Annotated in this window: 22 protein-coding genes; 9 read left to right on the top strand and 13 right to left on the bottom strand. The window is 53.3% G+C overall.

The features are described from left to right. Window positions 1–21 precede the first annotated feature (21 nt). On the bottom strand, window positions 22–888 hold the full coding sequence (locus tag ABGI61_RS05100; RefSeq protein ID WP_347597862.1) for a glucosamine kinase nucleotide-binding domain-containing protein: 867 nt from the start codon (window positions 886–888) through the stop codon (window positions 22–24). A gap of 1 nt (window position 889) precedes the next feature. After that, window positions 890–2,446 (bottom strand): sodium:solute symporter, encoded by a 1,557-nt coding sequence (locus ABGI61_RS05095; protein WP_347597859.1) that lies wholly within the window; start codon window positions 2,444–2,446, stop codon window positions 890–892. Between the two features lie 246 nt (window positions 2,447–2,692). On the opposite strand from ABGI61_RS05095, the gene ABGI61_RS05090 reads away from it, so the two are divergent. From ABGI61_RS05090 to ABGI61_RS05080, 3 genes are all read left to right on the top strand, one after another. After that, window positions 2,693–4,498 (top strand): glycoside hydrolase family 3 N-terminal domain-containing protein, encoded by a 1,806-nt coding sequence (locus ABGI61_RS05090; protein ID WP_347597856.1) that lies wholly within the window; start codon window positions 2,693–2,695, stop codon window positions 4,496–4,498. Beyond that, window positions 4,498–5,691, top strand: a complete 1,194-nt coding sequence (locus ABGI61_RS05085) for an acyltransferase family protein (RefSeq protein ID WP_347597853.1) — start codon at window positions 4,498–4,500, stop codon at window positions 5,689–5,691. Before ABGI61_RS05090 ends, ABGI61_RS05085 begins: the two co-directional genes overlap by 1 nt. Window positions 5,692–5,766: 75 nt before the next feature. After that, window positions 5,767–8,328, top strand: a complete 2,562-nt coding sequence (locus tag ABGI61_RS05080; RefSeq protein WP_347597850.1) for an EAL domain-containing protein — start codon at window positions 5,767–5,769, stop codon at window positions 8,326–8,328. Here the strand turns inward: ABGI61_RS05080 and pdxR are convergent. Next, window positions 8,314–9,741: a MocR-like pyridoxine biosynthesis transcription factor PdxR gene (pdxR, locus tag ABGI61_RS05075; protein WP_347597847.1), complete on the bottom strand. Its 1,428-nt coding sequence runs from the start codon at window positions 9,739–9,741 to the stop codon at window positions 8,314–8,316. The two genes, ABGI61_RS05080 and pdxR, sit on opposite strands and share 15 nt — an antisense overlap. A gap of 87 nt (window positions 9,742–9,828) precedes the next feature. Between pdxR and ABGI61_RS05070 the strand changes: the two genes are divergently transcribed. Together ABGI61_RS05070 and ABGI61_RS05065 are read left to right on the top strand one after the other, a co-directional pair. After that, the gene (locus ABGI61_RS05070) at window positions 9,829–10,227 is read left to right on the top strand and encodes a GNAT family N-acetyltransferase (RefSeq protein WP_347597844.1); all 399 of its coding nucleotides are present in this window, start codon (window positions 9,829–9,831) and stop codon (window positions 10,225–10,227) included. Window positions 10,228–10,239: 12 nt separating this feature from the next. Next, complete coding sequence (locus tag ABGI61_RS05065) at window positions 10,240–10,827, top strand: FMN-binding negative transcriptional regulator (RefSeq protein ID WP_347597841.1); 588 nt, start codon at window positions 10,240–10,242, stop codon at window positions 10,825–10,827. 19 nt (window positions 10,828–10,846) lie between these two features. Here ABGI61_RS05065 and ABGI61_RS05060 read toward each other — a convergent pair whose 3' ends face one another. The 10 genes from ABGI61_RS05060 to ABGI61_RS05015 form a co-directional block, all read right to left on the bottom strand. After that, entirely contained in the window at window positions 10,847–11,266 is a 420-nt protein-coding gene (locus tag ABGI61_RS05060; protein ID WP_347597838.1) for a hypothetical protein, read from the bottom strand. Window positions 11,267–11,314: 48 nt separating this feature from the next. Further along, entirely contained in the window at window positions 11,315–11,749 is a 435-nt protein-coding gene (locus ABGI61_RS05055) for a DUF6795 domain-containing protein (RefSeq protein ID WP_347597836.1), read from the bottom strand. Window positions 11,750–11,892: 143 nt separating this feature from the next. Further along, window positions 11,893–13,065: a lipase family protein gene (locus ABGI61_RS05050; RefSeq protein WP_347597833.1), complete on the bottom strand. Its 1,173-nt coding sequence runs from the start codon at window positions 13,063–13,065 to the stop codon at window positions 11,893–11,895. 22 nt (window positions 13,066–13,087) lie between these two features. Continuing rightward, window positions 13,088–13,516: a DUF6795 domain-containing protein gene (locus ABGI61_RS05045; RefSeq protein WP_347597830.1), complete on the bottom strand. Its 429-nt coding sequence runs from the start codon at window positions 13,514–13,516 to the stop codon at window positions 13,088–13,090. A 226-nt stretch (window positions 13,517–13,742) separates the two neighbouring features. Then, window positions 13,743–14,609, bottom strand: a complete 867-nt coding sequence (locus ABGI61_RS05040) for a D-amino acid aminotransferase (RefSeq protein WP_347597827.1) — start codon at window positions 14,607–14,609, stop codon at window positions 13,743–13,745. A gap of 143 nt (window positions 14,610–14,752) precedes the next feature. Continuing rightward, complete coding sequence (locus ABGI61_RS05035) at window positions 14,753–15,607, bottom strand: DUF4392 domain-containing protein (RefSeq protein WP_347597824.1); 855 nt, start codon at window positions 15,605–15,607, stop codon at window positions 14,753–14,755. Further along, complete coding sequence (locus ABGI61_RS05030) at window positions 15,608–16,549, bottom strand: 5-oxoprolinase subunit C family protein (RefSeq protein ID WP_347597821.1); 942 nt, start codon at window positions 16,547–16,549, stop codon at window positions 15,608–15,610. Further along, the gene (gene pxpB, locus ABGI61_RS05025) at window positions 16,546–17,268 is read right to left on the bottom strand and encodes a 5-oxoprolinase subunit PxpB (RefSeq protein WP_347597818.1); all 723 of its coding nucleotides are present in this window, start codon (window positions 17,266–17,268) and stop codon (window positions 16,546–16,548) included. Before pxpB ends, ABGI61_RS05030 begins: the two co-directional genes overlap by 4 nt. Next, on the bottom strand, window positions 17,265–17,990 hold the full coding sequence (locus ABGI61_RS05020) for a 5-oxoprolinase subunit PxpA (RefSeq protein WP_347597815.1): 726 nt from the start codon (window positions 17,988–17,990) through the stop codon (window positions 17,265–17,267). Before ABGI61_RS05020 ends, pxpB begins: the two co-directional genes overlap by 4 nt. A gap of 117 nt (window positions 17,991–18,107) precedes the next feature. Then, the gene (locus ABGI61_RS05015; protein ID WP_347597812.1) at window positions 18,108–19,532 is read right to left on the bottom strand and encodes an amidase; all 1,425 of its coding nucleotides are present in this window, start codon (window positions 19,530–19,532) and stop codon (window positions 18,108–18,110) included. Window positions 19,533–19,752: 220 nt separating this feature from the next. Between ABGI61_RS05015 and ABGI61_RS05010 the strand changes: the two genes are divergently transcribed. The 4 genes from ABGI61_RS05010 to ABGI61_RS04995 are packed head-to-tail and all read left to right on the top strand — an operon-like array spanning window position 19,753 to window position 23,910. Then, window positions 19,753–20,670, top strand: coding sequence for a hypothetical protein (locus tag ABGI61_RS05010; protein ID WP_347597809.1), 918 nt, complete (start codon window positions 19,753–19,755; stop codon window positions 20,668–20,670). Continuing rightward, window positions 20,654–22,093 (top strand): aldehyde dehydrogenase family protein, encoded by a 1,440-nt coding sequence (locus ABGI61_RS05005; protein WP_347597806.1) that lies wholly within the window; start codon window positions 20,654–20,656, stop codon window positions 22,091–22,093. Before ABGI61_RS05010 ends, ABGI61_RS05005 begins: the two co-directional genes overlap by 17 nt. Further along, window positions 22,090–23,064 carry an agmatinase gene (gene speB / locus ABGI61_RS05000; RefSeq protein WP_347597803.1) on the top strand — a complete coding sequence of 325 codons (975 nt, stop codon included), beginning with the start codon at window positions 22,090–22,092 and terminating at the stop codon, window positions 23,062–23,064. The genes ABGI61_RS05005 and speB overlap by 4 nt, the downstream gene beginning before the upstream one ends. Continuing rightward, on the top strand, window positions 23,065–23,910 hold the full coding sequence (locus ABGI61_RS04995) for a helix-turn-helix transcriptional regulator (protein WP_347597800.1): 846 nt from the start codon (window positions 23,065–23,067) through the stop codon (window positions 23,908–23,910). It abuts the gene before it with no gap. Window positions 23,911–23,918 lie beyond the last annotated feature (8 nt).

Raw genomic sequence — 23,918 nt, 5'->3', positions numbered from 1 at the left:
GGGTATCCTGCGGTAAAAGCGCTAAGCTGTTGTGTCGGTAAGCTGTTGTGCCAGTAAATAGGCGCCATCTAAAGCGCTGCCGCGCGCCGGCTGCAACAGGGCACAACAGGGTGCATCTAGCAAGGGGGCGGTACGCCCAGCCAGGCCGCCCAGCAATACCACCGGCAGGGCAAAGTGTTCGCGGCCGGCTTGTATTAACTGTTGTACAGCCGCGACATGGCGCTGCTGCAGCTTGTCTGCTATCTCGCAGCGGCCAGCATAATCAAATACCAGCGGTGCCAGGGCGGCAAAATCATTTGGGCTGGCGCTTTTCAGCCAAGGCAGCAAAGTGTCGGCATGGCTGCCGATTTGCGCACCAGCTTGTAGCAGCACCGGGCTTTGAATGCCGGCCAAACTGTCCACCTGCCATAATAGCTCCCGCACCAGTTGTTTACCCAACCAGGCACCGCCGCCCTCGTCACCAATATTGAAGCCCCAGCCGCCAACCTGTTGCTCGCTGCCATCGGCCAGCAAGCGCATGGCCACCGAGCCGGTACCCAGCGCGACCACTAATACCGGCTGGCCTAAATTGGCGCCATACATGGACGTGCGGGCATCGGTGGTAATAAACAGCTGCTGATAACGCCCAGCCAGTTGTTGCATGGCCTGTTGCTGCTGTTGCGGGTTACCGGCGCCGGCCAGCCCCATTACGCAGCGCAGCTCGGTGCTTTGCACACCGGCTTGCTGACACAGGCTGTCAGTAAGTTGGTTAATATTGGCCAGCGCCAGAGCAAAGTCATTAGTCAGCGACGCTGGGCCGGCTTGCTGCTGCCAATGCTGGCCGCTGGGTTGATGCGTTAACCGCGCCAACGTTTTGCTGCCACCGCCATCAACGGTAAGAGTCCACATGTTATTGCTCCTTGCTGGCCGTTGCGGGGTTGCCAGCCAGACACACCAGTGTCGCGATCAAGGTGCCCAGACATAACTGCCAGGTAAAACCTAAGTCCAGTGCTGCCAGTGACGGGCTAAGTTGCTGCAGAATATAGGGTTGCAGCAGCAGGGTCACGCAAAATCCGCTTATAAGCGCGGCTGTCACCGAGTAACGGTTGCCGCGCTTACTAAACAGTGCAGTAAAAAACACGCCAAGCAAACCGCTGTAGGAAAACACCATTACGCTTAAGGCAAACGCCAGTAACGGCATGTTTGAATACTGCTGCCAGTAAAAACACAATATGGCCATCAGCGACAGCACGGTAGCGGTAAGCAGCATGCCAACCTGACCGGCGCGGACAAAGTGCTGCTCGTCTGTTTGCGCATCACGTGCCAGACGCCAGGGTTTGTACATATCTGCCACTAATACTGACGACATCGAATTAAGGCCCGAGGTAATAGTCGACAGTGCCGCAGCAATCACGCCCACTACCACCAGCCCCCGCAGGCCAGAGGGCAGTTCGTTTAGCACATAGTACATAAACACCGTGACTTTTTCGCCGGCAAAGCTGTCGGCAAAGCCCTGCGCTGGATGGTACAGGTCAGGTCTTTGGTAAAAGATATACAGTAAAAAGCCGATCAGAATAAACACCAGCATAGTGGGGATCACCATCAGCGTGGAGCTGAGCAAGGCGCGGGCGCCGGCTTTGTTGTCTTTGCAGGTTAACACCCGCTGGGTCATATCCTGATCCAGACCAAAGGCGGCAATATTCAGCAGAATAAAACCGGTTAGCGCCGAATACATATTAAATACGCCGGCTGAGCTGACATCAAAACGCCAGTCAAACAGCAGCAACTTAGAGTCACCCGCTGGCGGCGTGCTTAACGCTTGCTGTAGCTGTGTCAGTTCAAGCCCTAAACTCTGGTACAGATAGCCCAGCACCAATAATGCTGCCAGCACATACACAGCGCACTGCAGCGCGTCGGTATAAATAACCGAGCGGATGCCACCGGCGACGGTGCAGGCCAGGCCGACCAGCGCCAGTAAGATAATGGCAGCCACCACACTTTGCGGCGCTATATTGTTAAACAGCAACATGGCTACGGCGATAGCGGCCATGTATAGCCGGGCACCACTGGCAAACACCCGGCCGAATAAATACATTTTACCGGCGTGCTCTTTCGCGCTGGCACCAAAACGCTGTTGCAGCAGCTCATAGACAGTGGTCACTTTGAGTTGGTAGTAACGAGGCAGCAAAAAAGTAATCACAATAAAGGTGGCGATCAGGGCGCCGATATTAGTCGCCAGATAGGATAAGTTGCCGCGAAAGCCCATATCCGGGCCACCAAGAAAAGTTGCGGCAGATTGTGAGGTTGCCAGCACCGAGATGGCCACTACCCATACCGGCATGCTGTTGCCGGCTAAAAAGTAATCGGCACTGTTGCCGGCCCGGCGGCGGTTTACCCACCAGCCGACCGCAGTGAGCAGCGTGAAATAGCCGAAAAACACCGTCCAGTCCAGTACAGTCATTTGCATCGCTTCAGATCCGCCACCCTAACTTCGCTATAAAAGGCCTTTACCTTAGCACAAGCTGTAGGATATGAGTAAAGTATACATAAAAAAAAATCTTGAATGAATAATTTATTTTTGTTGTACTGCTTAGCGCTTTCGCCACAATAACAGGAACTCATCGTGTTCAGTGTCAGGAAACCTATGCTATGTCTTTATCGTGCTCTGCTGTTGTGTTGCACTGTGTTCAGTTTGTCACTTTCTGCTGCTGCCATGTCGGTTAAGTTACCTAACGCCAGTGTTAAGCAAATGCTGGGGCAGAAGCTGATGCTGGACTTGCGTTATTACTGCGACACTGTGCCGCTTAACGGCCAGTGCCGCACAGCGATGACGACCTTGCCGCCAGAGCTGGCAGCGCTGCTCCGTGACCATGCGATAGGCGGGGTGATTTTATTTGCCGAAAACCTCAGCGGCACAGAACAAACCATCACGCTAAACCGGGATCTGCAAACTGCGGCTCAGGCCTCAGCGCTGGGCTTGCCACTGTTTATTGGTATTGATCAGGAAGGCGGTCGGGTGGCCCGTTTGCCGCGCAGCCTCGCCACGTCTTTTGCCGGCAATATGGCGATAGGGGCAACGTATCATCGCCACGGCAGCCACTTTGCCACGCAAGTAGGCCACATTCTGGCCGACGAGCTGTTAAGTTTGGGTATTAATGTGAATTTTGCGCCAACGGTTGATGTTAACGTTAACCCGCTTAACCCGGTGATTAATGTGCGTGCCTTTGGTGAAGATCCCGCCGTGGTCAGCGCATTAGGCGGCGCTATGACAGCAGCGATGCAAAGCCGCGGCATGATAGCGGCGCTAAAACACTTTCCCGGTCATGGTGATACCGAAGTTGACAGTCACCTGGGCTTGCCGCGGGTAGAGCACAGCCGTGAGCAAATAAAGGCAGTTGATTTAAAACCCTTTGCCGACATTATTGCCGATCAGCAGCCGGGTATGATCATGACGGCGCATATTCAGTTTCCGGCGCTGGATAGCAGCACCTTTGTGTCAAAAGACGGTGAGCAGATGCTAAAGCCGGCAACGCTTTCTCGTAAAATCCTGCACGATGTACTGCGTACCGAGTTGGGGTATCAGGGCGTGGTGGTCACTGATGCGCTGGACATGGCCGGGATCAGCAAGTTTTTCAGCCAGACTGAAGCGGTGGTGCAAACCTTTGCTGCCGGTGCCGATATTGCATTAATGCCGGTGAAGTTACAGCACCCTGGCGAACTCGCGGCACTGGCGCAGCTACTTGATGCCTTAGCGCAGGCGGTAGAGCAGGGCAGCCTGAGCCTGGCCGAGCTTACTGCGTCTTATCAGCGTATCGTGGCGCTGAAACAGCGTTATCCGCTGTTACCCAAGGCCGAAACTGCCAGTGAGCAGCTGAGCAAGGCGACCGCGCTGCTGGGTAATCCGGCGCATCGCGCGGCCGAGCTTGCCCTGGCCAAAGCGGCCGTTACCAAGGTAAAGCCAGCCACTGCAGACTGGCCGGTTAGGCTTAAAGGCAAACAAAAACTGCTGCTGATTATGCCGGACATGAGCAAGGCGCAGGCATTAGCGGCGGCGCTGAAGCATTACAGTAAAACAACGCTACAGATAGACAGTATTAGCCTGCAGCAGACTGACTTTAGCCGGGCCGGCGCGCAAATTGGCGACGCGGATCTGGTGATCAGCGGCTTTATCGCGCCGATGCAAAGCCTGGCCGATATTGGCGGTATGGATGATTTAACCGGTATTGCTAACCTGGCGGCAGCCTTTGAGCGGCAAAGCCGCAACTACGAGGCACTGCTGCCGCTGATTAGTCAAAGCGGCAAACAGCATGTTTTTTTAAGCTTGCGGGCACCTTACGATATCAGCCGCTACGGCCAGTATGCACAGCTGGTGCTGGCTAGTTACGCTTATAACACCGCAGAGGATGTCAGTGCTATCGGTGCCGGCAACGCCACCTATGAAGCGTTAGCTCAGGCGCTGTTGCAGCAGTATGATCTTTCCGGCACCTTGCCGGTGACGGTAGCGGGGTATAACGACTAATGCTGAGCCTGTACCGGCGCTATGCCGATGCCATTTTGGCTAAACTGAATACCAACCGTATGCTGGCCCTGGACGTGCTGCGCGGTCTGACCATTACTGCGATGATCCTGGTCAATAACCCGGGCAGTTGGAATTATGTGTATAGCCCGCTGTTGCATGCGCAGTGGCATGGCTGGACGATAACCGATCTTATCTTCCCGTTTTTTATTGTCATTGTCGGTATGTCGTTGCAGTTAAGCCTGCGCCAGCACAGCCTGAATAATAAAGGGTTGCTTATTCGTCAGGCGCTGCTGCGCAGTAGCAAGCTATTTGGTTTAGGGCTGCTACTGGCGCTGTTTTATTACAACTTCCGTGACCCGGCGTTTAATTATGTTGAAGACCGTTTGCTGACGATACGCTGGCTGGGCGTGTTGCAGCGCATTGGCTTGGTGTATCTGGCCACGGTACTGATAGTGCTTTACTTTGGCCAGCGCGGCCGCCTGCTGTGGTTACTGGGGCTAATGGCGGTGTATCTGGCCGGGTTGTGGTGGCTGCCGTATCAGGACGCGCAGGGTAATGAATTTCGTGGCTTGCTGCTGTTTGGTAACAGCTTTGTTGCCTGGCTGGACCAACTGCTGTTGGGTGCCAATCATGTGTATTACCGCTCGGCAACGCCTTTTGCCTTTGACCCTGAAGGGCTTTGGTCGACCTTGCCGGCAGTAGCCAGTTGTTTAAGTGGCGTGCTAATGGCGCAATGGCTACAAACCGAGTGTAGCCTGGCGCAAAAAATTCGCGGCCTTTTGCTCTGTGGCGTGGTGGCGGTATGGCTTGGCGAGCTGTGGCATTTTAGTTTGCCGATTAATAAAAGCCTTTGGACACCCAGTTTTGTGCTGTTAAGCAGTGGCTATTGCGCGATTGCGTTGGCCGCTTGCTTATGGCTTTGCGATGTAAAAGGCTGGCGTCGCTGGAGTGCGCCCTTTGTGGTTTTTGGCGCAAACGCCATACTTTTCTATATGTTTTCGGCGCTGTTCGCCCGTATTTTGCTGATGGTGCCGGTGGCTGACAGCTCCTTGCATGGCTGGTTGTACAACAGCGTATTTGCACCGCTGTTTGGTAACTACAACGGCTCCCTGGCCTTTGCCTTAGCGTTTCTGGCATTGTCGTACCTGTTAATGCACTGGTGTTTTAAGCGAGGAATTATTTTAAAGGTATAGCTGCTGCCGCTGGCAAATTTCAGGGGTTAACGTAAGCTGTTCATATAGAGCAAAAAGTTAACCGCCGGAGACGGGATGAAAAGGTGTACGGCCTTATGGCTGCTGTTGTTGTCGCATGGTCTGGCGTTAACGGCACAGGCGCGGCAAGTGGTGGTGGGGGTGTATCAGAATGCACCGAAAATTGTCGCAGCGGCAGATGGCAGCCCGTCGGGCATTTTAGGTGAGTTGCTGCTAAAAATTGCTGCTGAGCAGCAGTGGCAAGTTAAAACGGTGCAATGTGACTGGGCATATTGCCTGCAGTTATTACAGTCGGGCGATATTGACCTGTTGCCCGATGTTGCCTACTCCGAGCAGCGTGCCCAGCAACTGGATTTCCATCATACTCCTGCACTTTACAGCTGGTCGCAGTTTTTTACGGCACCAGGCGTACAATTGACGTCATTGCAACAATTATCCGGTAAACGCCTATTGGTGTTACAGGACTCCATCCAACAGGACTACATACAAAAGCTGATCGCTGAAACTGGCTTGCAGCTGGAGTTACTAACGGCTCGCTCTATGCCGGAAGCCTTTGCTATGGTGTCGGCAGGTCAGGCAGATGTGGTGGCAGCAAACCATTATTTTGGCTTAGCCCAATTGAGCCGTTATCAGTTAAGCCCAAGCCCGGTCACTTTTCAGCCGTCACGGCTTTTTTATGCCACCAAAAAAGGCCGCAACCAGGACTTGCTGGCAATAATAGAGACGCGGCTGGCACAGTGGCAGGCTAATGTCAGCTCACCTTATTATGACATTTTGCAGCGTTGGGGCAGTGATGTACCAAAACCACGCTTGCCTGACAATATCGGCTGGCTACTCGCCGCACTAAGCGGCTTATTACTGTTGTCGATGTTGGCTGTCTGGTGGTTTAAACGCCAGGTCAGGGAGAAAACCCGTCATTTGCAGATGAGCGAAGCCAGGCTCAGTACCATTTTAAACAGTGTCGATGCGCACATTTACATTAAAGATCTGAAAGGCCGGTATGAGTACGCCAATTTGCAGGTTGCGCAGCTGTTTGGTTGCACGGCACAAGAGGTGATAGGGCGGCGTGATGAGGCATTTTTTGATGCTGCAACGGTGGCAAACTTGCGCCAGAACGATGAAAAAGTGCTGCGGGCCGGCGAGCGCCTGGTATCAGAGGAAGACAACGTATCGCGCGATGGTAGACGCCGCCGCGTTTATTTGTCGGTAAAGCTGCCGCTGCGTGATGAGCGCGGTAACATTTATGCGCTGTGCGGCATTTCTACCGATATTACCGAGCATAAGCAGCAGCAACAGGCCATTCATCAGTTAGCCTTTTACGATGCACTAACCGGGCTGCCGAACCGGCGCATGTTGCTGGACCGCCTGCAGCAGGGCGTTGGCAAGCATCAGCGCCAGAGCGATGGCGCTCAGGGGGCGTTATTATTTATTGATTTAGACCATTTTAAAGATTTAAACGACAGCCTGGGCCATGCGATGGGCGATGAGCTGCTGCAACAGGTAGCGCAGCGGTTGCAAAGTCATTTGCGTAAGGTTGATACACTGGCACGGTTGGGCGGCGACGAGTTTGTTGTGCTGCTGACCGATTTACACCCCGACCTTGAGCTGGCCAGCCAAAAAGCCAATCTGATTGGTGAGAAAATTGTGCAGTTATTGTCTGAGCCCTTCATCCTGCAACAGCGGCCCTACAGCTTATCGGCCAGCGTGGGTGTCGCCATGTTCAGCGACGGCTGTAATAGCGATGAGCTGCTACAGCGGGCAGATCTGGCCATGTATGACGCCAAAGAGCGCGGCCGAAATGGCGTGCGGTTTTTTAATCAGCAAATGCAAGCCGATGTCAGTGCTCGTGCTGAGCTGGCGGCAGGTTTGCGTGAGGCGTTGTTACAACACCAATTTGTGCTGCATTTTCAGCCGCAAATTGAACACAGTGCTGGTGTAGTCGGTGCAGAGGTTTTGATCCGTTGGCAGCACCCACAGCGGGGCTTGCTGGCACCGGGAGAGTTTATTAGCGTGGCAGAAAGCAGCGGCCAAATATTGGCAATTGGTAACTGGGTGCTGCAGCAAAGCTGTTATCAATTAGCTGAGTGGGCCAGACAGCCAAACAGCGCGCATTGGTACTTAGCGGTGAACATCAGCGCGCGTCAGCTGCACTCGGTTAATTTTGTGCAAGATGTACACAAAGCGATCAGCGATAGCGGCGCTTTGCCACAGCAGTTGGTGCTGGAAATTACCGAAAGCCAGCTGTTGCAGGATGTCGACAGTGTGATTGATAAAATGCTACAGCTCACCGAGCTTGGCGTCCGTTTTTCTCTGGATGACTTTGGTACCGGTTATTCGTCGTTAAGTTATTTAAAACGGCTGCCGCTGGCGCAGTTGAAAATAGACCGCTCCTTCGTACGCGATGTGCTCACTGATCCAAACGATGAAGTGATCATCAAAACCATGCTGGCATTGGGGCAGAGCCTGGAGCTTTCGGTAATAGCCGAAGGGGTTGAAACACAGGCACAACACGAAAAACTGCTGCAACTGGGCTGCCAGCAGTTTCAGGGCTACCATTTTGGTAAACCGGTACCGCTTATCGACTTTATCAGCCAGCAGCAATCGTCAGCGCAACGCTAAACGGCACAGTTGGCACAGTTGTGCCAGGGCCGCGTGAAACTCAGCATCGCTGTTATTCGCGATGCCCAAAACCAAGCCACAACGCCGCTCAGCGCCAAACAGATACCGACTTAGTGGCTGCGCCTTAATCTGGTGCTGGCTAAGTGTGCTCAGCAAGGCTGCTTCATCTACCGGTGCAGGGAATTGCAGTACCAGATGCAGGCCAGCATCTTTGGCGTGTAACTGGCACTGCGGCAGTTGCTCGGTTAACAGCGCAACGGCCAGTTGTTTACGCTGCTGATAAAAGCGGCGCATTTTACGCAGGTGACGGCCAAAATGGCCTTCAGCGATAAAGTCGGCCAGTGTCGCTTGCGGTAATAATGGTACATCGCCATGCAGCGCCTGCACTATCGCCGCGGCCTCGCCAATAACGCTTTTAGGTGCGACCAGATAGCCCAGCCGCAGCCCCGGAAACAGGGTTTTACTGAATGAGCCGGAAAACAGCACGCCTTCGCCACCGGCTAAACCCTGCAAACTGGCAATAGGCCGGTGTTGATACTGAAACTCGCTGTCGTAGTCATCCTCTACCAGCCAGACGCCGTGCTGCCTCGCCCAATCCAGCAGTGCCAGCCGGTTTGGCAGCGGCATAATGCCGCCCAGCGGATACTGATGGCCCGGCGTTAAAAATAACGCCTTTGCCATGGTCTCGCCGGGCAGGCTGGCAATGTCCAGCCCGTCGGCAGTTGCTGCGTTCAGATGCTGTACCTGCAGCTCACATAGCTGCAGCGCCTGTTTTAACCGTGGATAACCCGGCGTTTCCATTAATACCTGCTGATTGGCGCGGGCCACCAGTTTCGCCGCCACAAACAGCGCCTGTTGGGCGCCGGCGGTGATCAAAATATTATGCTCATCACAGCAAACCTGACGGGATTGTCGTAAATACGGCACCAGTGCCTGACGTAGCGGCAAATAACCAAGCGGATCGGCAAAGCCACTCAGCGCAGCGCGGCTGGCGTGGCGCTGCTGCAAACGTTGCCACAGGGCATAAGGAAAGTGCTGCAGCGCCGATACGCCCGGCTGCAGCAAGCCATTAACCGGGCCCTGTTTTTGCGGCAGCTTGTAGTGTTGCAGTGGTAGTGGTTTTACCGGTATGGTGCTGGCTGGCGCTGGCTGAAAGTACTGCTCTGGCAGCTTACACACCTGATAACCGCGGCCGGGCAGGCCGGCAAGATAGCCTTCTGCCACCAGTTGCTGCAGTACCTGATTTACCGTGTTCCGGCTTAAGCCCAGATCGGCTGCCAGCATGCGACTGGACGGCAAAAATGCACCGCCGGGCCAGTGCCCGCTGAGCAGTTGTTGTGTCAGCACCTGGTAGAGCTGTTGTTGCAGGCTGCCTGCGCCACTGAGTTGCAGGCCCTCAGTAAGTAAACGCAACTGGATCTATCCTTTTGTCAGAACCGGTACTTTTTAGCGTACCAGTTTAGCCGCTATGCTAGGGGCAACACAACCGGAGAGCAGAAGATGAACATAGTGTATCAACAAGAAAGCAGCTTTAAGCTGGACGAGATGCTGGCGCTGTACCGCGCCTCTGGCATTAACCGGCCAGTGGGTGACAGCAACCGGATGGCGACTATGCTGGCGAGCAGCAACCTACTGCTGACTGCCAGACTAGACGGCAAACTGATTGGTCTGGCGCGCTGTTTAACCGATAAGGCCTATGTGGTGTATATCTGTGATTTACTGGTCGATAAGGCTTACCAGCAGCAGGGCATTGGCAAAGCCCTGTTGGCGGCGGTGCAGCAGGCTACCGGGCCGCAGGTACAGCAGCTACTGCGTAGTGCACCGTCGGCAATGCAGTATTATCCGGCCGTGGGTTTTACCGTGATAGACAATGCTTTTCATATCCAGCGCCAGTATTAATGAGAGGCAAAGATGTATCCACCGCCTTATTATGTTTGCCATGACGTCGCCAGACTGCAGGCATTTTTACAGCAACATTATTTTGGTTTGCTGTTAAGCAGCAATAGCTGTTTACGCTATACACCGCTGCCGTTTTTATTTGACTGGCACAGTGACGTAGGTAAAGCTTACTGTCATTTAGCCCGCAATAACCCGCAGCTTGGGCAACTGGACGGCGCACAGGTGAGTATTATTATTCAGGGCCCGCATGCTTTTGTGCCAGCCAGTTGCTACAGTCAGCAACCGGCGGTATCGACCTGGAACTATGCGCTGGTGGAGCTAACAGGCACAGCCCGCGTGCTCAATACAGAGCAAACGCTGGCATTAGTCAGGCAGCAGGAAGCGCATAGCGCACCGGCTATGCTGCAAGCGTCGGAGTATCAACAGAAACTGGTTAAAGCCATCGTCGGGGTGGAGATTAGCTTAAGCAGCCTTATCGGTCGCTTTAAGTTGTCACAAAATAAGCCAGCGGCTGAGCAGCAAGCTGTGATGGCGCACTTACAACAAAGCGAGCAGCCCGCCACCGTATGGCAGCTAATGCAGCAAGCTGGCCAGAGCTAATCTGGCGCTGTTACCCCGCCTAATGGGTTTGGGGTAACTTATCCAGGCCAAGAAGTTGCTCCACAAAAATCAGATTTAGTAAGGTGCCAGCTGCAACGCCCAAAATTATGCCAGTTGCTACTGCAGTAACAGGTGCAGGTAACGACAGATCTATAACCAGATGAAGGTGCAGAATGGCGAAGCTCAGTACGATTAAACCCGCAGTAATGATATTAAACAACAAGCTGGTTGGTACATCGAACACCCACAGACTGGTCGCTGATTTAAAGCGGAAGTAGATTTGTAGCGTTGGTACTATTAAGCAAAGGCCGATACTGGCCAGCAATAGCCAGACGTCCAGCCCAAAGCTCTGCGACTTGATAAGCTCATAGCTTCTGATTCCACCAAAGATTGCGGCGGCAACATAAAAAGCAAAAGCGGGGAGTAGAATAATGCCCATTTAACATCCTTATTATAGGGTTGGTTATGTGGAGTATTGAAATCGTTTCTAGTCACGCCAGCGGCAAATGCTAAAACTGCTATGCGGGAAGTCGGGTTTTTCAATGTTCGGAAAAACGTGCTCCAATTCTTCATTGCTAAGGTCGCAGTTTAACGAGGCAAGCCGCTGTACTACGGCTTGCTGTGGTTTGATACTGGATGTGTTCAGATACCAAAGCAGAAACAGTTTGCCTTGATAGTCGAGTGATATGACTTGCCGACTTCTCGATTGATCAAATTTATTGCCTGGCAGGCGTGATTTAATGTTTTTAGCAGCAAAATAGAAATGACCATTCTCGTCGGTCACTACATCATCGGTATACGGTTTGTCGTAATCCAGTTCACGAAATACTCTGATCCCAGCTAATGGTTTACCATTTAGTGTAACCGTGCCTTGAACAGCAGGGCATAAATGCACATCGTATTTTTTAAACCAACTAAACATAGTTGCCCTGACATCAAAAGAGTATGAAAAGACCAATATCACAGTCAGACATACCAATAACTGTGACATTTTATTGAGATTTTTTTTCATTTTGGGTGGTAGAAAATGGGCCCAGAACACAGTGGCTACCGGGCCGGTGAGGGTTACATCACGCTGTTGATGGCTTCACGAGCGGTGCGGTATAAGGCCCCTAACGTGACATCAAACACCCAGCGGATAAATTTAAACGACAAATCAGCAACCGTTGTTACCGCCTGACGGGCAAACACCAACATATGGCCGAGTAAGCCTTTAGTTTGTTCAGCAAGTTTGGTTGACGCTTTGGCAACAGCCTCTAAGGTTCTGGCCAACATGTCGTAAAATGTTAGTCCGGTACCGATAGCAGCTTGTGCCATAACAGCGGTGTAATATCCGGCATCTTTTAACAAGGTGATTAAACCGGAACTGATCTTTTCCGCCCAGTAGCTGCTAAACGACGCCTGATGCCGGTTCTCATATTTAAACCGCACCGTAGCATGATTTAGCGTAGATTTTGTCTGCAGACTGCGCCAGCTGTTGCTGTTTGCTGTGTTTAAATAGCCCGGTGTCGCTTCCATCGCCATTTTATGTGCGGCAAAACTAATACCCTGGCCCGGCGCCAGTAAAACTTCTTCGCCCTGATAAGGGGCGTGGACAAAAGGCCACAATGGCACCATAGGTACCGGATCAGCAGCATGGGTGCAGCGGAAAATACGGTCAATATTGTTTGAGGTTTTCAGCGCGAAGCCATCAAGCCCTACACGGGGAGCGCCAAAGGTGTATAAAAATACTTTTTGTTTATAGCGCCGCTTTACCCAATCTGCCGTGATATGGGCCAGGGCGCCACCTAAGCTATGACCTACGCAATGCACAGTGCCGGTTGAGCTGCGGGCCAGCAGTGGGGTGAGCGTTTCTTCTAATGCCGGTTTCATGCTTTGAAAGGTTTTATTAAAACCAGCATGGATCAAAGAGTTATTATCGCCACCCGTTAAACCGATATGTGCATCCGTAATGCCATCACTTAAGCTGGCAGTGCCACGAATAGCAATCACATGATCGCCATCGTACTGTCCCTTGCCTTTACCCACTGCAGCAAAACCGGTTGAGCGCTTTAACATGCGGGCCAGTATACTGCCGGAGATGCCCTGAATCGGGCCTTTTGACATGTCAAACTGAAACGACTTGTCGATATCAGGTGCTGATTTACCAAAATAATAAATGCCGGACGAGCCCGGAGCCTTAATGTCATATGCGGCTGATGCCAGCTGTACTGCCAGTTTAGGGGTTAACGTTGCCATGAGATGATCCTTTCGATGGTAATTAGTCCAGACTGCAGACACCTGTAACGCCATGCGGGTGTTCAGGAAACTCTTGGTTAGGTAGTTCGTAGGTTTTTTCCGGTTGGGTTAATTCGCAGCGCAATTGTTGCATTTTCTCGGTCAACGTTTGCGCTGCCGAGGTGTTCAGCGTCGAGTAATACCACAGCACGTAACGCTGGTTGTTGTAATCCAGATACAGTACCTGACGCTTTGAGGTGTCAAAGGCACTGCCAGGCCGGCGTGAGCGGATATTCTTCTCGTCAAACGAAAAACGTCCCTGCGTATCGGTCATGGCGTAATCGAGATATTCTTTGTCATATGTCAGCTCACGAAACACCTTGACGTTAGCGACTGGGTTACCATTAAAGCTAATGTTACCCCGCACTGCCGGTGACAAATGCACGTCGTATTTTTTAAACCAACTAAACATATCTGCCATAACCTGTTGTGAAAAAACAAAAAATACTAAAAACCCTAGGGCGGCTGTTAATAACAGCCATGGCTTGCGCTTTGTACTTATACCTTGCATGGAAAGCTCTGCACCAACGAGGTTGCTAAAAGATAACCAAAAGACAATATTTTGTAAATTAAATATTTGTTAATGAAAGTAAGGGGGAGGGATGGCGCTGTGGTTACAGCGCCTGACAGAGATGGGGTTAGTAGTCGAATTTATGTGCGCTAAATAGCTGTTGTACGCTAAGCCAAACATCGCCGACCTCGCCGTTACCCACTGGCTTGTCGTTAACAAACAGCACCGGCGCGATTTCTTTGCTGGAACTGGTTAGCCAGATTTCGTCAGCAGCCAGCACTTCGGCTTCGCTGATATCGCGCTCTTCTACCTGGATATTGCTGTGCTTGGCTAAAATAGCCAGCAACAGTTGCCGGGTAATGCCAGGCAGCAGTTTATGGCTTAGTGGCGGTGTGGCGATAACGCCGTCTTTAACGATAAACACATTTACCGCAGCGCCCTCGGTAAGGTTACCGTCTTTATCAAACAGCAGAATTTCCTGCGCACCCTGGCTGTAGCCTTGCTGGTAATGCAGCACATTGCCAAGTAGTGAGGTCGATTTAATATGGCAGCGCTGCCAGCGTAAGTCCTGGCCGGTGACCACGGCATAAGTGGTGACTTTCGTTTTATCGGCGACCGGCTCAGGTGGGATAACAAAGGCAAAACCGAATACCGTTGGCGTAATATTGGCCGGGAAGGCATGACCGCGCTTGCTGTCGGTGCCGCGGCTAACCTGAAAATACACGCCGATATTGTCGCCCAGTTCAGCGCGATTATCGGCCAGTAGTTTATCGGCAATACTCTGCCAGTCGGCCTGGCTAAGTTTGGGGTCTATCGACAGCTGGGCTAAACCGCTGTGCAAGCGCTCAATATGTGGGCCAAAGCCAACAAAGCGGCCACTGTAGCTTGGGATCACTTCATAGATACCGTCGCCAAATAAAAAGCCGCGGTCCATCGGCGATATTTTCGCTTGACTGGCCGGTACAAAGGCGCCGTTTAAATATACTGTTGTCATTACGGTTCTCTCGTCAAAGATACTCAAATGTTTGTTGAGCGGAATCGTTATGCTCTAAACCAACCGTTGCAGGTCAGGACGGCCGAATCGAGCCTACAGGGACGTATTTACGGCGTGTTGGTGTGAGCATATCGATTCTGCGATTAGTCAGCACGTTGAAGTAAAGTGCGCAAATCTTTAATCAACTGTTCGCCTTCAGTATGCGCCAGGCCATCTTCGGTGAGCGTATTTAATCTGGTAACACCATCAACGCTGCCTTTGGCCGACAAATACTGCAATATGGTCAGCGGATCGGCGTCGCTTAACAGGTTTTCACCGCGCAATACCGATACCATAGCGGCTAAGGCCCAGGCCGCCCAATTGGATACATCCGCGACAATTAACTCATCGCACTGGGTCACACTGGGGGTGATGTTCAGCGCGCTGACCTGCTGATACACATTCCCCATACCAATTTCGTTGCCACCATCGCCAATGCCAATGGTCGGGCAGGCGGCGTGTGTTAAAAAATAATCGAAGCTGGCGCAGCGTGCGCTAATGTCTTCGCCGCGCATATTGGCGTAGCCTTTACTCGCATTAAAGCCCGGCCGTTCAATCGACACCACCAACTGGGGTTTAAGTTCTGCCAGCGCTGCGCTGGCAATCTCTGGTAGCGCATCATACTGGTTTACGCTGATCTGGTAGCACTGATAATCGGTTTTGAGTGCGCTAAAAAGCGGATCGCCGCAGACAATCACCGGCTTGGCGCCCAGTTTTTGCAGTAACTGGTATAAACCAATAGCACCGACCGGACCGTCGGTTTCAAACGTATCCAGCACCGGAAAGCCGGTGCCGATAAGCACAGTACCGCGGCATTGGTTTAGTAGTTTCGCGGCGCGCAGAATGTAACCCGGCCGCAAATGTGGCTGCAGCGTCGCCATGCCACGTAAATTTTGCCGTACTAATAACTGTTCTATTTGCTGGCTGATAGCCAGATAATCCACTGCAGCTGTGCTCATTTACAGGTTCACCAATTGGCTGGTTAGGGCATCCGTGCGCACTTTAGCCAGGCAAAGCGCATTGTGCGCTTGCTGCGGGCTAACAGGCGTAAAGTAAACTTCAGTACCGGCGCCGGCCTGAGCCAGCAAGGCACAATCCAACGACAGCACACTGCCGATTTTCGGGTAGCCGCCTAAAGTTTGCCTATCGTTTAATAGCACTATAGGCTGGCCATCCGGCGGAATCTGCACCGCGCCATAGCAAATGCCCTCTGATAGCAGTTGAGTTTGCTGGCACTTTATCGCACTACCGCTAAGTTTATAGCCCATGCGGTCGGCCCGCGGCGTCACTTTGTAACTATGCAGATAAAAGCGCTGGCGCTCGGTAGCGCTAAAACTGCTAGCCTGATAGCCCTCAATCAGCCGCAGCGTCAATGTCTGGTTAAACTGCGGCCGGTAGCGGGCCGGTAAGCGCTGGCGTTGCAGCGTGTTGACGGTCTGCGCGGCAAGTTTATCGCCAGCTTGCAGTTTATTGCCGCTTAAACCGCCGATGCCTTCGCGCAGCACGGTCGCAGTGCTACTAAACTGCGGCGCAACGTTAAAGCCGCCTGCTACGGCAATATAAGCACGCAGGCCTTTAGTGACCATACCAAGCTCAATCACATCGCCAGCCTGTACCTTATGCACCGTCCATTGTTCTACTGCTTTACCGTTAATGCTCACTGGCAATATTGCACCGGTAACCGCAATAAAACTGTGGCTGTCGGCGCGTAGCTGCAGGCCGCCAACACTGCACTCAATCAGGGTGGCATTAATGTTGTTACCCAGTAAGCGGTTGGCCCAGGTTGCAGAGGGGGCATCCATAGGACCGCCAGTGGTTAAACCCAGTGCGCTCTGGCCAAAACGGCCGCTGTCTTGCAACAAACTGAGCACGCCGGGCGCGAGTACGCTAAATCCGCTCATAGTTTGCCTCCCGCCTGCTCGGCTTCGGGCAGCTCGCCACCTAAGCGGAGAAACTCGGCTTTATCTATAGCGACAAAACGCACTTCATCACCTACCGCCACCGGCATTGCCGGCTCGGCTTGCGGGTTAAACATTTGCGTAGGGCACAGGCCAATCAGGTTCCAGCCACCAGGAGATGATGCCGGATAAACGGCAGTTTGCCTATCGGCTATGGCAACTGCGCCACGCGGCACTTTGGCTCTGGGTGTGGCTAAACGCGGCATCTGCAGCAGTGGGTCAACCTCGCCTAAGTAAGCAAAGCCTGGTGCAAAGCCAATAGCATAGACTCTATAGCTTATTGCCTGATGCCGCTGTATCACTTCATCAATACTGATATGTTTTGTTTCGGCAATCAGGGCTAAATCCGGGCCGCTTTCTTCACTGTAATATACCGGCAGCTCGACGACTTTACCGCTGTGGCTGTTACCGGTTTGCAGCTTTGCCAAACAATGCTGCAGCTGTGCCTGCACCCGGTAAAAATCGGTGCTAAAAGGGTTAAATATCACCAGTACAGAAGCATAAGACGGCAGAATATCGACGACATCATCGGTCAGCTCTGCTTTAATCAGCGCACAGGCTTGCTGCACCAGCGCGGAAATGGCCGGATCGATGCGCTGGTCAAAATACAGCATCAGGGCATTTTCACCGGCAATCGTCAGGTGGTATTGCACCTGACTCATGCCAGCAGCGCCCGTACTTGTTGCACCTGGGCTATCGCCGCCTGATTATCGCCATGCACACAGAGTGTATCCGCTTGCAGCGCCAGCGATTGTCCGCTGGCAGTGGTAACCGTGCCTTGAGTAACCAGCTGTCTAACCTGTGCCAGCATATCATCAGCATGCAACACCGCACCGGCTTGGCTGCGTGGGGTTAGCGTGCCTTCGTCGGTATAACGCCTGTCGGCGAAGGCTTCAAACAACAGGCTAACGCCTTGCGCTTTGGCCTGGGCAGCAAATTCCTGTTGACGGGCGGTGGCTAAAATCATCAACTTTAACGGTTTATAAAAACCGGCTACGGCGTCAAGCACAGCCGCAAACACGGCCGGTTTGGCCATCATATCGTTGTACAGCGCACCATGCGGTTTCACATAACTCAGCGTTACGCCTGCGCTTAATGCCATACCATCCAGTGCGGCGATTTGATAGCGCATGCAATTAACAATTTCGCTGTGCGACAGTGCCATGCTGCGCCGGCCAAAGCCTTGTAAATCCGGGTATGACGGGTGGGCACCAATAACAACGCCGTGCTGTTTGGCCAGTGCCAGAGTGCGCGCCATCACATCGGCATCGCCGGCATGAAAACCACAGGCGATATTAGCCATATCAATATGCGGCATTACCTCGGCGTCCAGCCCCATTTGCCAGCTGCCATAACTTTCGCCCAGATCACAGTTCAGTTTCATTGCCACGTCACCACTGCAGAAATAATTTATTCATGTTGCTTGCTAATTTTGTAATAGTCTAGTCGGATGCGACCAATTTCGGTAGCCCACCGCTAAGGTTTGGCTTAGGTAAGCCGCCTAGTCCAGTGGTGGCAGCGCCGCCTGATAAAAGTCGCTTGCCACGGTATCTGCCAGCAGTTGCGCCACGGCAAAGACATCACCTTCCTGATAGGGCTGACCAACAATTTGTACCGAGCTTGGCACACCGTTGTCGCAAAAACCATTCGGCATCGCCAGCACCGGGCACTGGCTTAAGCTGTTAAACGGGTAGGTCATAAACCAGCCTTTATTGGCATCAACCGGCTTACCATCCACTCTCACCTGATGTTGGCTGTAGTCAAAGTCTGGCTGAATGTCGCTGGTCGCGACCGTCGGGCAGAGTAACACATCGTAGTGTTTAAATACCCTGGCCAGTGCATCCCACATTTGGCACAGGTATAAATTGGCATCCAGCATTTGCTCTGGCGTTAAGCTATCTACCTGCGCCAGATATTGCTGCATATAAGGTGTCATCATGGCGCGTTGCTCCGGTTTACCAAACTGTCGCCGTAACAATAATCCCATTAACGCGCGCTGCTGAATTTTGGCGGTGTCGATGACGCGCTCATCCCAGTCAAGTTCTACCTCATCCACCTGCAAGCCTTGTGCACGTAAAGCGTCGCTGCTTCGCAGCAATTGGCGCTTAATATCCGCTGCCAGCGGATAAAAGCCTAAATGAGCACAGACCGCGATTTTTAGCTGCTTTACCGGTTTGCGTGGCAAAAGCGCCGGGTTGGTGTCAGGAATAAAAGAGTGGGAGTCGCGCCAGTCGGCACCACGCAGCAAGGGATACACATAGCGTAAGTCGGCCAGGCTACGGGTGAGAATGCTGTGATGGCAGTATAAATCGATGTTGTATGGGCTGATTTCGGCGACCCGGCCATGCGGTGGTTTATAGCCATACAGGCCACAAAACGCTGCCGGAATGCGCACTGAGCCACCGATATCGGTAGCATTGGCAAAGCTGGCCATGCCACTGGCCACCGCAATGGCTGAACCGCCAGACGAGCCACCACAGGTGATAGTGCTATTCCACGGGTTAGAACTCACACCCCATAAATCTGACCAGGTTACCGCTGAGGTAGAAAACTCCGGCGTCGTGGTGCGGCCAAGCAAAATGGCGCCGGCATCCAGCAGGCGCTGCGCTGCCGGATCGGTCTCTTTGGCAACAAAATCCGCCAGGCAGCGTGAGCCATTGGTAGTGATTTGCCCCTTGATATAGGTTTCATCTTTAATCGCCAACGGTAAACCACAAAGTGGTCCGGCTGTACCTTGCTGATAAGCCTTTGCCGCCTGCTCTGCCTGCGCCAATGCGGTATCGGCAAACACGAAGTTAAACGCATTTAGCGTCGGGTTATGCTTAGCAATACGCTCCAGGCTTTGCTGCATCAATGTCACCGGTGACAACTGGCCACTGCTAAACTGGCGCAATTGCTCGGTCAGGGGCAGATAAAGTGGGCTCAAGGGCAGACTCCGCTAACAAATAATACGCCATTGTGCGCACAGCCTGAGCGGGTAGAAAATGAATAACCATCGGTTTACGCTATGGAAGCAGCCGGGCTGAAGCGCCTGCAAGTGCGTTTTTCCCGATCGCCGACATATCGTGCAAACCGATAGTTACTAACATGCCAGAGATTACAGCCACTGCTAGCATCGGGTGACATCAGCGCAAAAAGGACACCTTATGCGAGCTTATTCGTTATTGCTCATTAGCCTGTTAACCGCCTGCAGTAGCGGCTCCCAGTCTGATCTAATGCCACCGCAGCAACACACTGCTGCGGCAGATTTTATTCAATTAGAACAAGACACCGTCTATCAGTTTGACCGCGGTGAAGGCATGCATCGGGTGCGTTTTAATTACACCGGTAAGAACTGGACGGTGGCCGATGTGGCCGCTATCCGGATAAATACCAAGGCACCGATTGCGATAATTCCGCAGCAATATACGACAGAAGGCAAGATGATGCCGGGCGCAGCGGTTAATGGCCGTAATGTCGGAAAATTGTGGAATGAAATCACCCAGCAGGAGATGGCCTGGCGTTTACGGGAGCAAGGCTTTTTCGTGCTGACGCCCAGCATTCAGTACTACGGCGAAAACCTCGATGGCTATCAGGCGTTTGAGCATTACATCGCGGCCATTCATAAGGGTAACCCGCATGTTCAAACGGTGTTGCTAACTGCCGATGCTCACAATCCTAATGTGCAAAACCCGCTGCCAGGTGCGCAAATGCTGGTTACCGGCACTAACCCGCGCAACCCTGAGTGGGAAGCGCTGATTCAGCGGCATATCGCAGCGTTTTATACGCAAGTAGGCCTGGGCAATCAGGGCGCCCGGGTGCGTGGTGGCCATTCAGATGTTGAAGGCTCCTCTGCCGCCTGGCATCCGCTGATTGAGCGCGCCGCCGGCTACGGCGCTACCGTCAGCATTATGGAGGTGAGCCGTGCTATCGATATCGTTGATCAGGCCGGCAGTATTGAAAACGGCCGACAGTGGGCTGCACCGCTGTTTGATGCCCTGACAACTGCTATGACCGAATGGGCCTGCGTTAAAGGCTACCCGCTGAACCGCTGCAAGGAGTTTGCTTATGTTACAACGCATTAATGCGCATTATGTGAATGGCCAGTGGCGCACGATAGCCGCGCCCGACTGGCATACCCTGGTTAATCCGGCCAATGGTGAAGCCTACGCCTGTGTCGCCCGGGCTGATGCCGGCCTGGTGAATGATGCGGTTTCGGCGGCCAGCCATGCCTTTCCCGCCTGGGCTGCACTGAGCTTTGTGCAGCGCGCTGAGTGTCTGGCGGCGTTTGTGCAGCAATTACAACAACGCCGTGACGAGCTGGTCGAGGCGGTAGTGACTGAATTGGGGGCACCGTTATGGTTTGCCCGTGAGGTGCATGTTGATGACCCGTTAGACGCTTTTGCCAAACATCTGCATTATGCCCAGGTGCTTGAAAACGAGCAGTTACAGCTGGATGCCCGTTTAAGGCTGCGCAAAGAGGCGGTAGGGGTATGTGCACTGATTACGCCATGGAATTACCCGTTGCACCAGATTGTTGCCAAGCTGGCGCCGGCACTGTTAGCAGGCTGCACTGTGGTACTCAAACCGGCTGAGCTGACACCGAAAACCGCGCTGTGTGTGGCGATGGCCGCCGATGCTGCCGGTTTGCCGCCGGGTGTGTTTAATCTGGTGCTCGGCAGTGGCAGCCAGATTGGCGATATTTTATCGACGCATGCTGACATCGATTGCGTGTCTTTTACCGGCTCGACTGAAATTGGCCGCCATATTCAGCAGCAAGCGGCTGCGACGGTAAAACGGGTCTGTCTGGAGCTGGGCGGTAAATCGGCTTTTATCATCAGCCCGACTAAGCAGCTTAGCGCGGCGGTAAAGCTGGGCGTGGAGGACGTAATGGCCAACTCCGGCCAAACCTGCACGGCGCTGAGTCGCATGCTGGTGCATCACAGCCAGTATGTCGATGCGGTCGCCATTGCGGCGGCACATGCCAACAGCCTGACATTAGGCGAGCCACATCAGGACGGGGTATTTTTAGGCCCACTGATAAGCGCCAGTCAGTATCACAGTGTGCAGCGCTATATCGAGCTTGGGCTGGCAGAGGGCGCTGAGGTGGTAGCCGGTGGCGCTGAACCGGTGCCTGAACTGGGTGCGGGTTATTATCTGCGGCCGACCGTGTTTGCCAATGTTAATAACCAGATGCAAATCGCCCGTGAGGAAATTTTTGGCCCGGTGCTGTGTATTTTGTCGTATCAGGATGAAGCCGAGGCGCTACGCATTGCCAATGACTCACCCTACGGCTTAAGTGGCCGCGTTTGGGCAGATGATGACGCTACCGCACAGCGGCTGGCAGAAGGCATCCGCGCCGGGCTTATCTTTATCAATGCGGCGCCCTGGCATAACGCTGCACCTTTCGGTGGTTACAAGCAAAGCGGTAATGGCCGTGAGCTGGGTTTAAAAGGCGTAGAAGAATACCTGGAAATTAAAGCCATTGTCGCTGAGGGCGCAGTATGAGCACTGGCAGAGTGTTAAATCAACCGCTTGGCGGCAATGAGATGCCACGCTTTGGCGGCCCGGCGACCTTTATGCGCCTGCCAACGGCGACTGAGCTTAGCGGTATTGATGTCGGTATTATTGGCGTGCCCTTTGATATCGGCACGTCTAACCGGCCCGGTGCCCGGCTGGCACCGCGGCAAATCCGTGATGAGTCACGTATGCTGCGGCCTTACAATATGGCTACCCGCGCCGCGCCTTTTGATTCATTGCAAGTTGCTGATCTGGGCGATGTGGCCATTAATACCTTTAACCTGAGCAAAAGCATCAATATTATCGAGCAGCATTACCGCCAACTTACCGCTGCTGGCGTGCTGCCGCTAACGCTGGGTGGCGATCATACCATAGTGCTGCCGATACTGCGGGCGCTGGCGGTGGAACATGGCCCGCTGGCGCTGGTGCATGTCGATGCCCATGCCGATGTTAATGAGCATATGTTTGGTGAGCCTATTGCTCATGGCACGCCGTTTCGCCGCGCGGTGGAAGAGGGCTTGCTGCAGGGCGATAAGGTGTTTCAGATTGGCCTGCGCGGTACCGGCTATGCCGCAGATGATTTTGACTGGCCGCGCCAGCAGGGTTTCACTGTGGTTACCGCAGAAGAGTGTTGGGGCAAGTCGCTGGAGCCATTAATGGCTCAGGTGCGCCAGACAATCGGCAATGCGCCTTGCTATATCTCGTTTGATATCGACGGCATTGATCCGGCCTACGCGCCAGGCACTGGTACTGTCGAAATTGCCGGCCTTACCGTGCCGCAGGCGCTGCAAGTTATCCGTGGCACTAAGGGGCTAAACCTGGTCGGTGGCGATCTGGTTGAGGTATCGCCGCCTTATGACACCAGTGGCAATACCGCGCTGCTGGCGGCAAACTTAGTCTATGAAATGCTCTGTGTGCTGCCGGGCGTGCGCTACCGTACGGCAGGCGGGAGCTGGTAAATGCAACTGGCAAACTGGAGCGAGCAATTGCTGCGGGTGCAGCAAAGCCAGGGTACAGAGCGGTTTTATCCGGCGCTGTGTCAGCTGCTGAGCCAGTTACAACACCCGGATGAATGTGTGGTACTGTTGTTTCGCCCGGCTGAGCCGCCGCAGTTGTTGTATCAACGTGCGCCTTTGCCCGGTGATAACTTTGGCTGTTACCTGAAGTCGGCCTATGTGCTGGATCCGTTCTACCGCCTTGGCCTACGTGGCAACCATAAAGGGGTGTGGCGCTTAAGTGATATTGCGCCGGAAAACTACACCGAGTTTGAGCAGTACTACAACAGCTACTTTCGGCATCTGAAAATTCAGGATGAAGTTGGCTTTATTATTCCGCTTGGCTTGCATCAGGGCTTTGTGCATATTGAACTGGCGCAAATTGCCGGCAGCGAGCTGTTCCGGCTGGAGGTTATCGCCCAGTGGCAAGCGCTGTTTTGTCTGGTTGAGCAGCTGGTGTTGCAGCATCAGCAACTGTTTCATGCCGACGAGCCAAGGCCTTACGCTACCGGTTATCTGGTGGATGATTTTCAGCGCTGCTTTGGCAGTGAGGTGTGCACCGCACGGGAGCGCGATGTGCTGAATTTAATGCTGGAGGGGAATTGCGTTAAAGCCATTGCCCGCCAGCTAAAACTAGGGCTGGAAACGGTGAAAATGCACCGCAAAAACCTGTACGCTAAGCTGGGCATCAGCTCACACCCAGAGCTGCTGGCATTGTTTATTGAACTGCTGGCTAACTCAGATGCACCGGTGCTGCGCGATCCGTTGCTGCCGGTAGCGGCTGCAGCAGAGTTAAAGCGCACGGGATAAAGGAGTGT

Origin of the sequence: Rheinheimera fenheensis, assembly GCF_039871805.1 — a bacterium.
GTDB classification, from domain to species: Bacteria; Pseudomonadota; Gammaproteobacteria; order Enterobacterales; family Alteromonadaceae; genus Alishewanella; species Alishewanella fenheensis.
This window is presented reverse-complemented; position numbering and strand designations above follow the sequence as displayed.

Bases quoted from the DNA above. Each gene is read 5' to 3' on its own strand.
- ABGI61_RS05095 (WP_347597859.1), bottom strand. From the start codon at position 2,446: ATGCAAATGACTGTACTGGACTGGACGGTGTTTTTCGGCTATTTCACG.
- ABGI61_RS05090 (WP_347597856.1), top strand. From the start codon at position 2,693: ATGTCGGTTAAGTTACCTAACGCCAGTGTTAAGCAAATGCTGGGGCAG.
- ABGI61_RS05020 (WP_347597815.1), bottom strand. From the start codon at position 17,990: ATGAAACTGAACTGTGATCTGGGCGAAAGTTATGGCAGCTGGCAAATG.
- ABGI61_RS05060 (WP_347597838.1), bottom strand. From the start codon at position 11,266: ATGGGCATTATTCTACTCCCCGCTTTTGCTTTTTATGTTGCCGCCGCA.
- speB (WP_347597803.1), top strand. From the start codon at position 22,090: ATGAGCACTGGCAGAGTGTTAAATCAACCGCTTGGCGGCAATGAGATG.
- pxpB (WP_347597818.1), bottom strand. From the start codon at position 17,268: ATGAGTCAGGTGCAATACCACCTGACGATTGCCGGTGAAAATGCCCTG.
- ABGI61_RS05055 (WP_347597836.1), bottom strand. From the start codon at position 11,749: ATGTTTAGTTGGTTTAAAAAATACGATGTGCATTTATGCCCTGCTGTT.
- ABGI61_RS05065 (WP_347597841.1), top strand. From the start codon at position 10,240: ATGTATCCACCGCCTTATTATGTTTGCCATGACGTCGCCAGACTGCAG.
- ABGI61_RS05070 (WP_347597844.1), top strand. From the start codon at position 9,829: ATGAACATAGTGTATCAACAAGAAAGCAGCTTTAAGCTGGACGAGATG.
- ABGI61_RS05035 (WP_347597824.1), bottom strand. From the start codon at position 15,607: ATGAGCACAGCTGCAGTGGATTATCTGGCTATCAGCCAGCAAATAGAA.
- ABGI61_RS04995 (WP_347597800.1), top strand. From the start codon at position 23,065: ATGCAACTGGCAAACTGGAGCGAGCAATTGCTGCGGGTGCAGCAAAGC.
- ABGI61_RS05030 (WP_347597821.1), bottom strand. From the start codon at position 16,549: ATGAGCGGATTTAGCGTACTCGCGCCCGGCGTGCTCAGTTTGTTGCAA.
- ABGI61_RS05050 (WP_347597833.1), bottom strand. From the start codon at position 13,065: ATGGCAACGTTAACCCCTAAACTGGCAGTACAGCTGGCATCAGCCGCA.
- ABGI61_RS05005 (WP_347597806.1), top strand. From the start codon at position 20,654: ATGTTACAACGCATTAATGCGCATTATGTGAATGGCCAGTGGCGCACG.
- ABGI61_RS05040 (WP_347597827.1), bottom strand. From the start codon at position 14,609: ATGACAACAGTATATTTAAACGGCGCCTTTGTACCGGCCAGTCAAGCG.
- ABGI61_RS05045 (WP_347597830.1), bottom strand. From the start codon at position 13,516: ATGTTTAGTTGGTTTAAAAAATACGACGTGCATTTGTCACCGGCAGTG.
- ABGI61_RS05010 (WP_347597809.1), top strand. From the start codon at position 19,753: ATGCGAGCTTATTCGTTATTGCTCATTAGCCTGTTAACCGCCTGCAGT.
- ABGI61_RS05100 (WP_347597862.1), bottom strand. From the start codon at position 888: ATGTGGACTCTTACCGTTGATGGCGGTGGCAGCAAAACGTTGGCGCGG.
- ABGI61_RS05080 (WP_347597850.1), top strand. From the start codon at position 5,767: ATGAAAAGGTGTACGGCCTTATGGCTGCTGTTGTTGTCGCATGGTCTG.
- ABGI61_RS05085 (WP_347597853.1), top strand. From the start codon at position 4,498: ATGCTGAGCCTGTACCGGCGCTATGCCGATGCCATTTTGGCTAAACTG.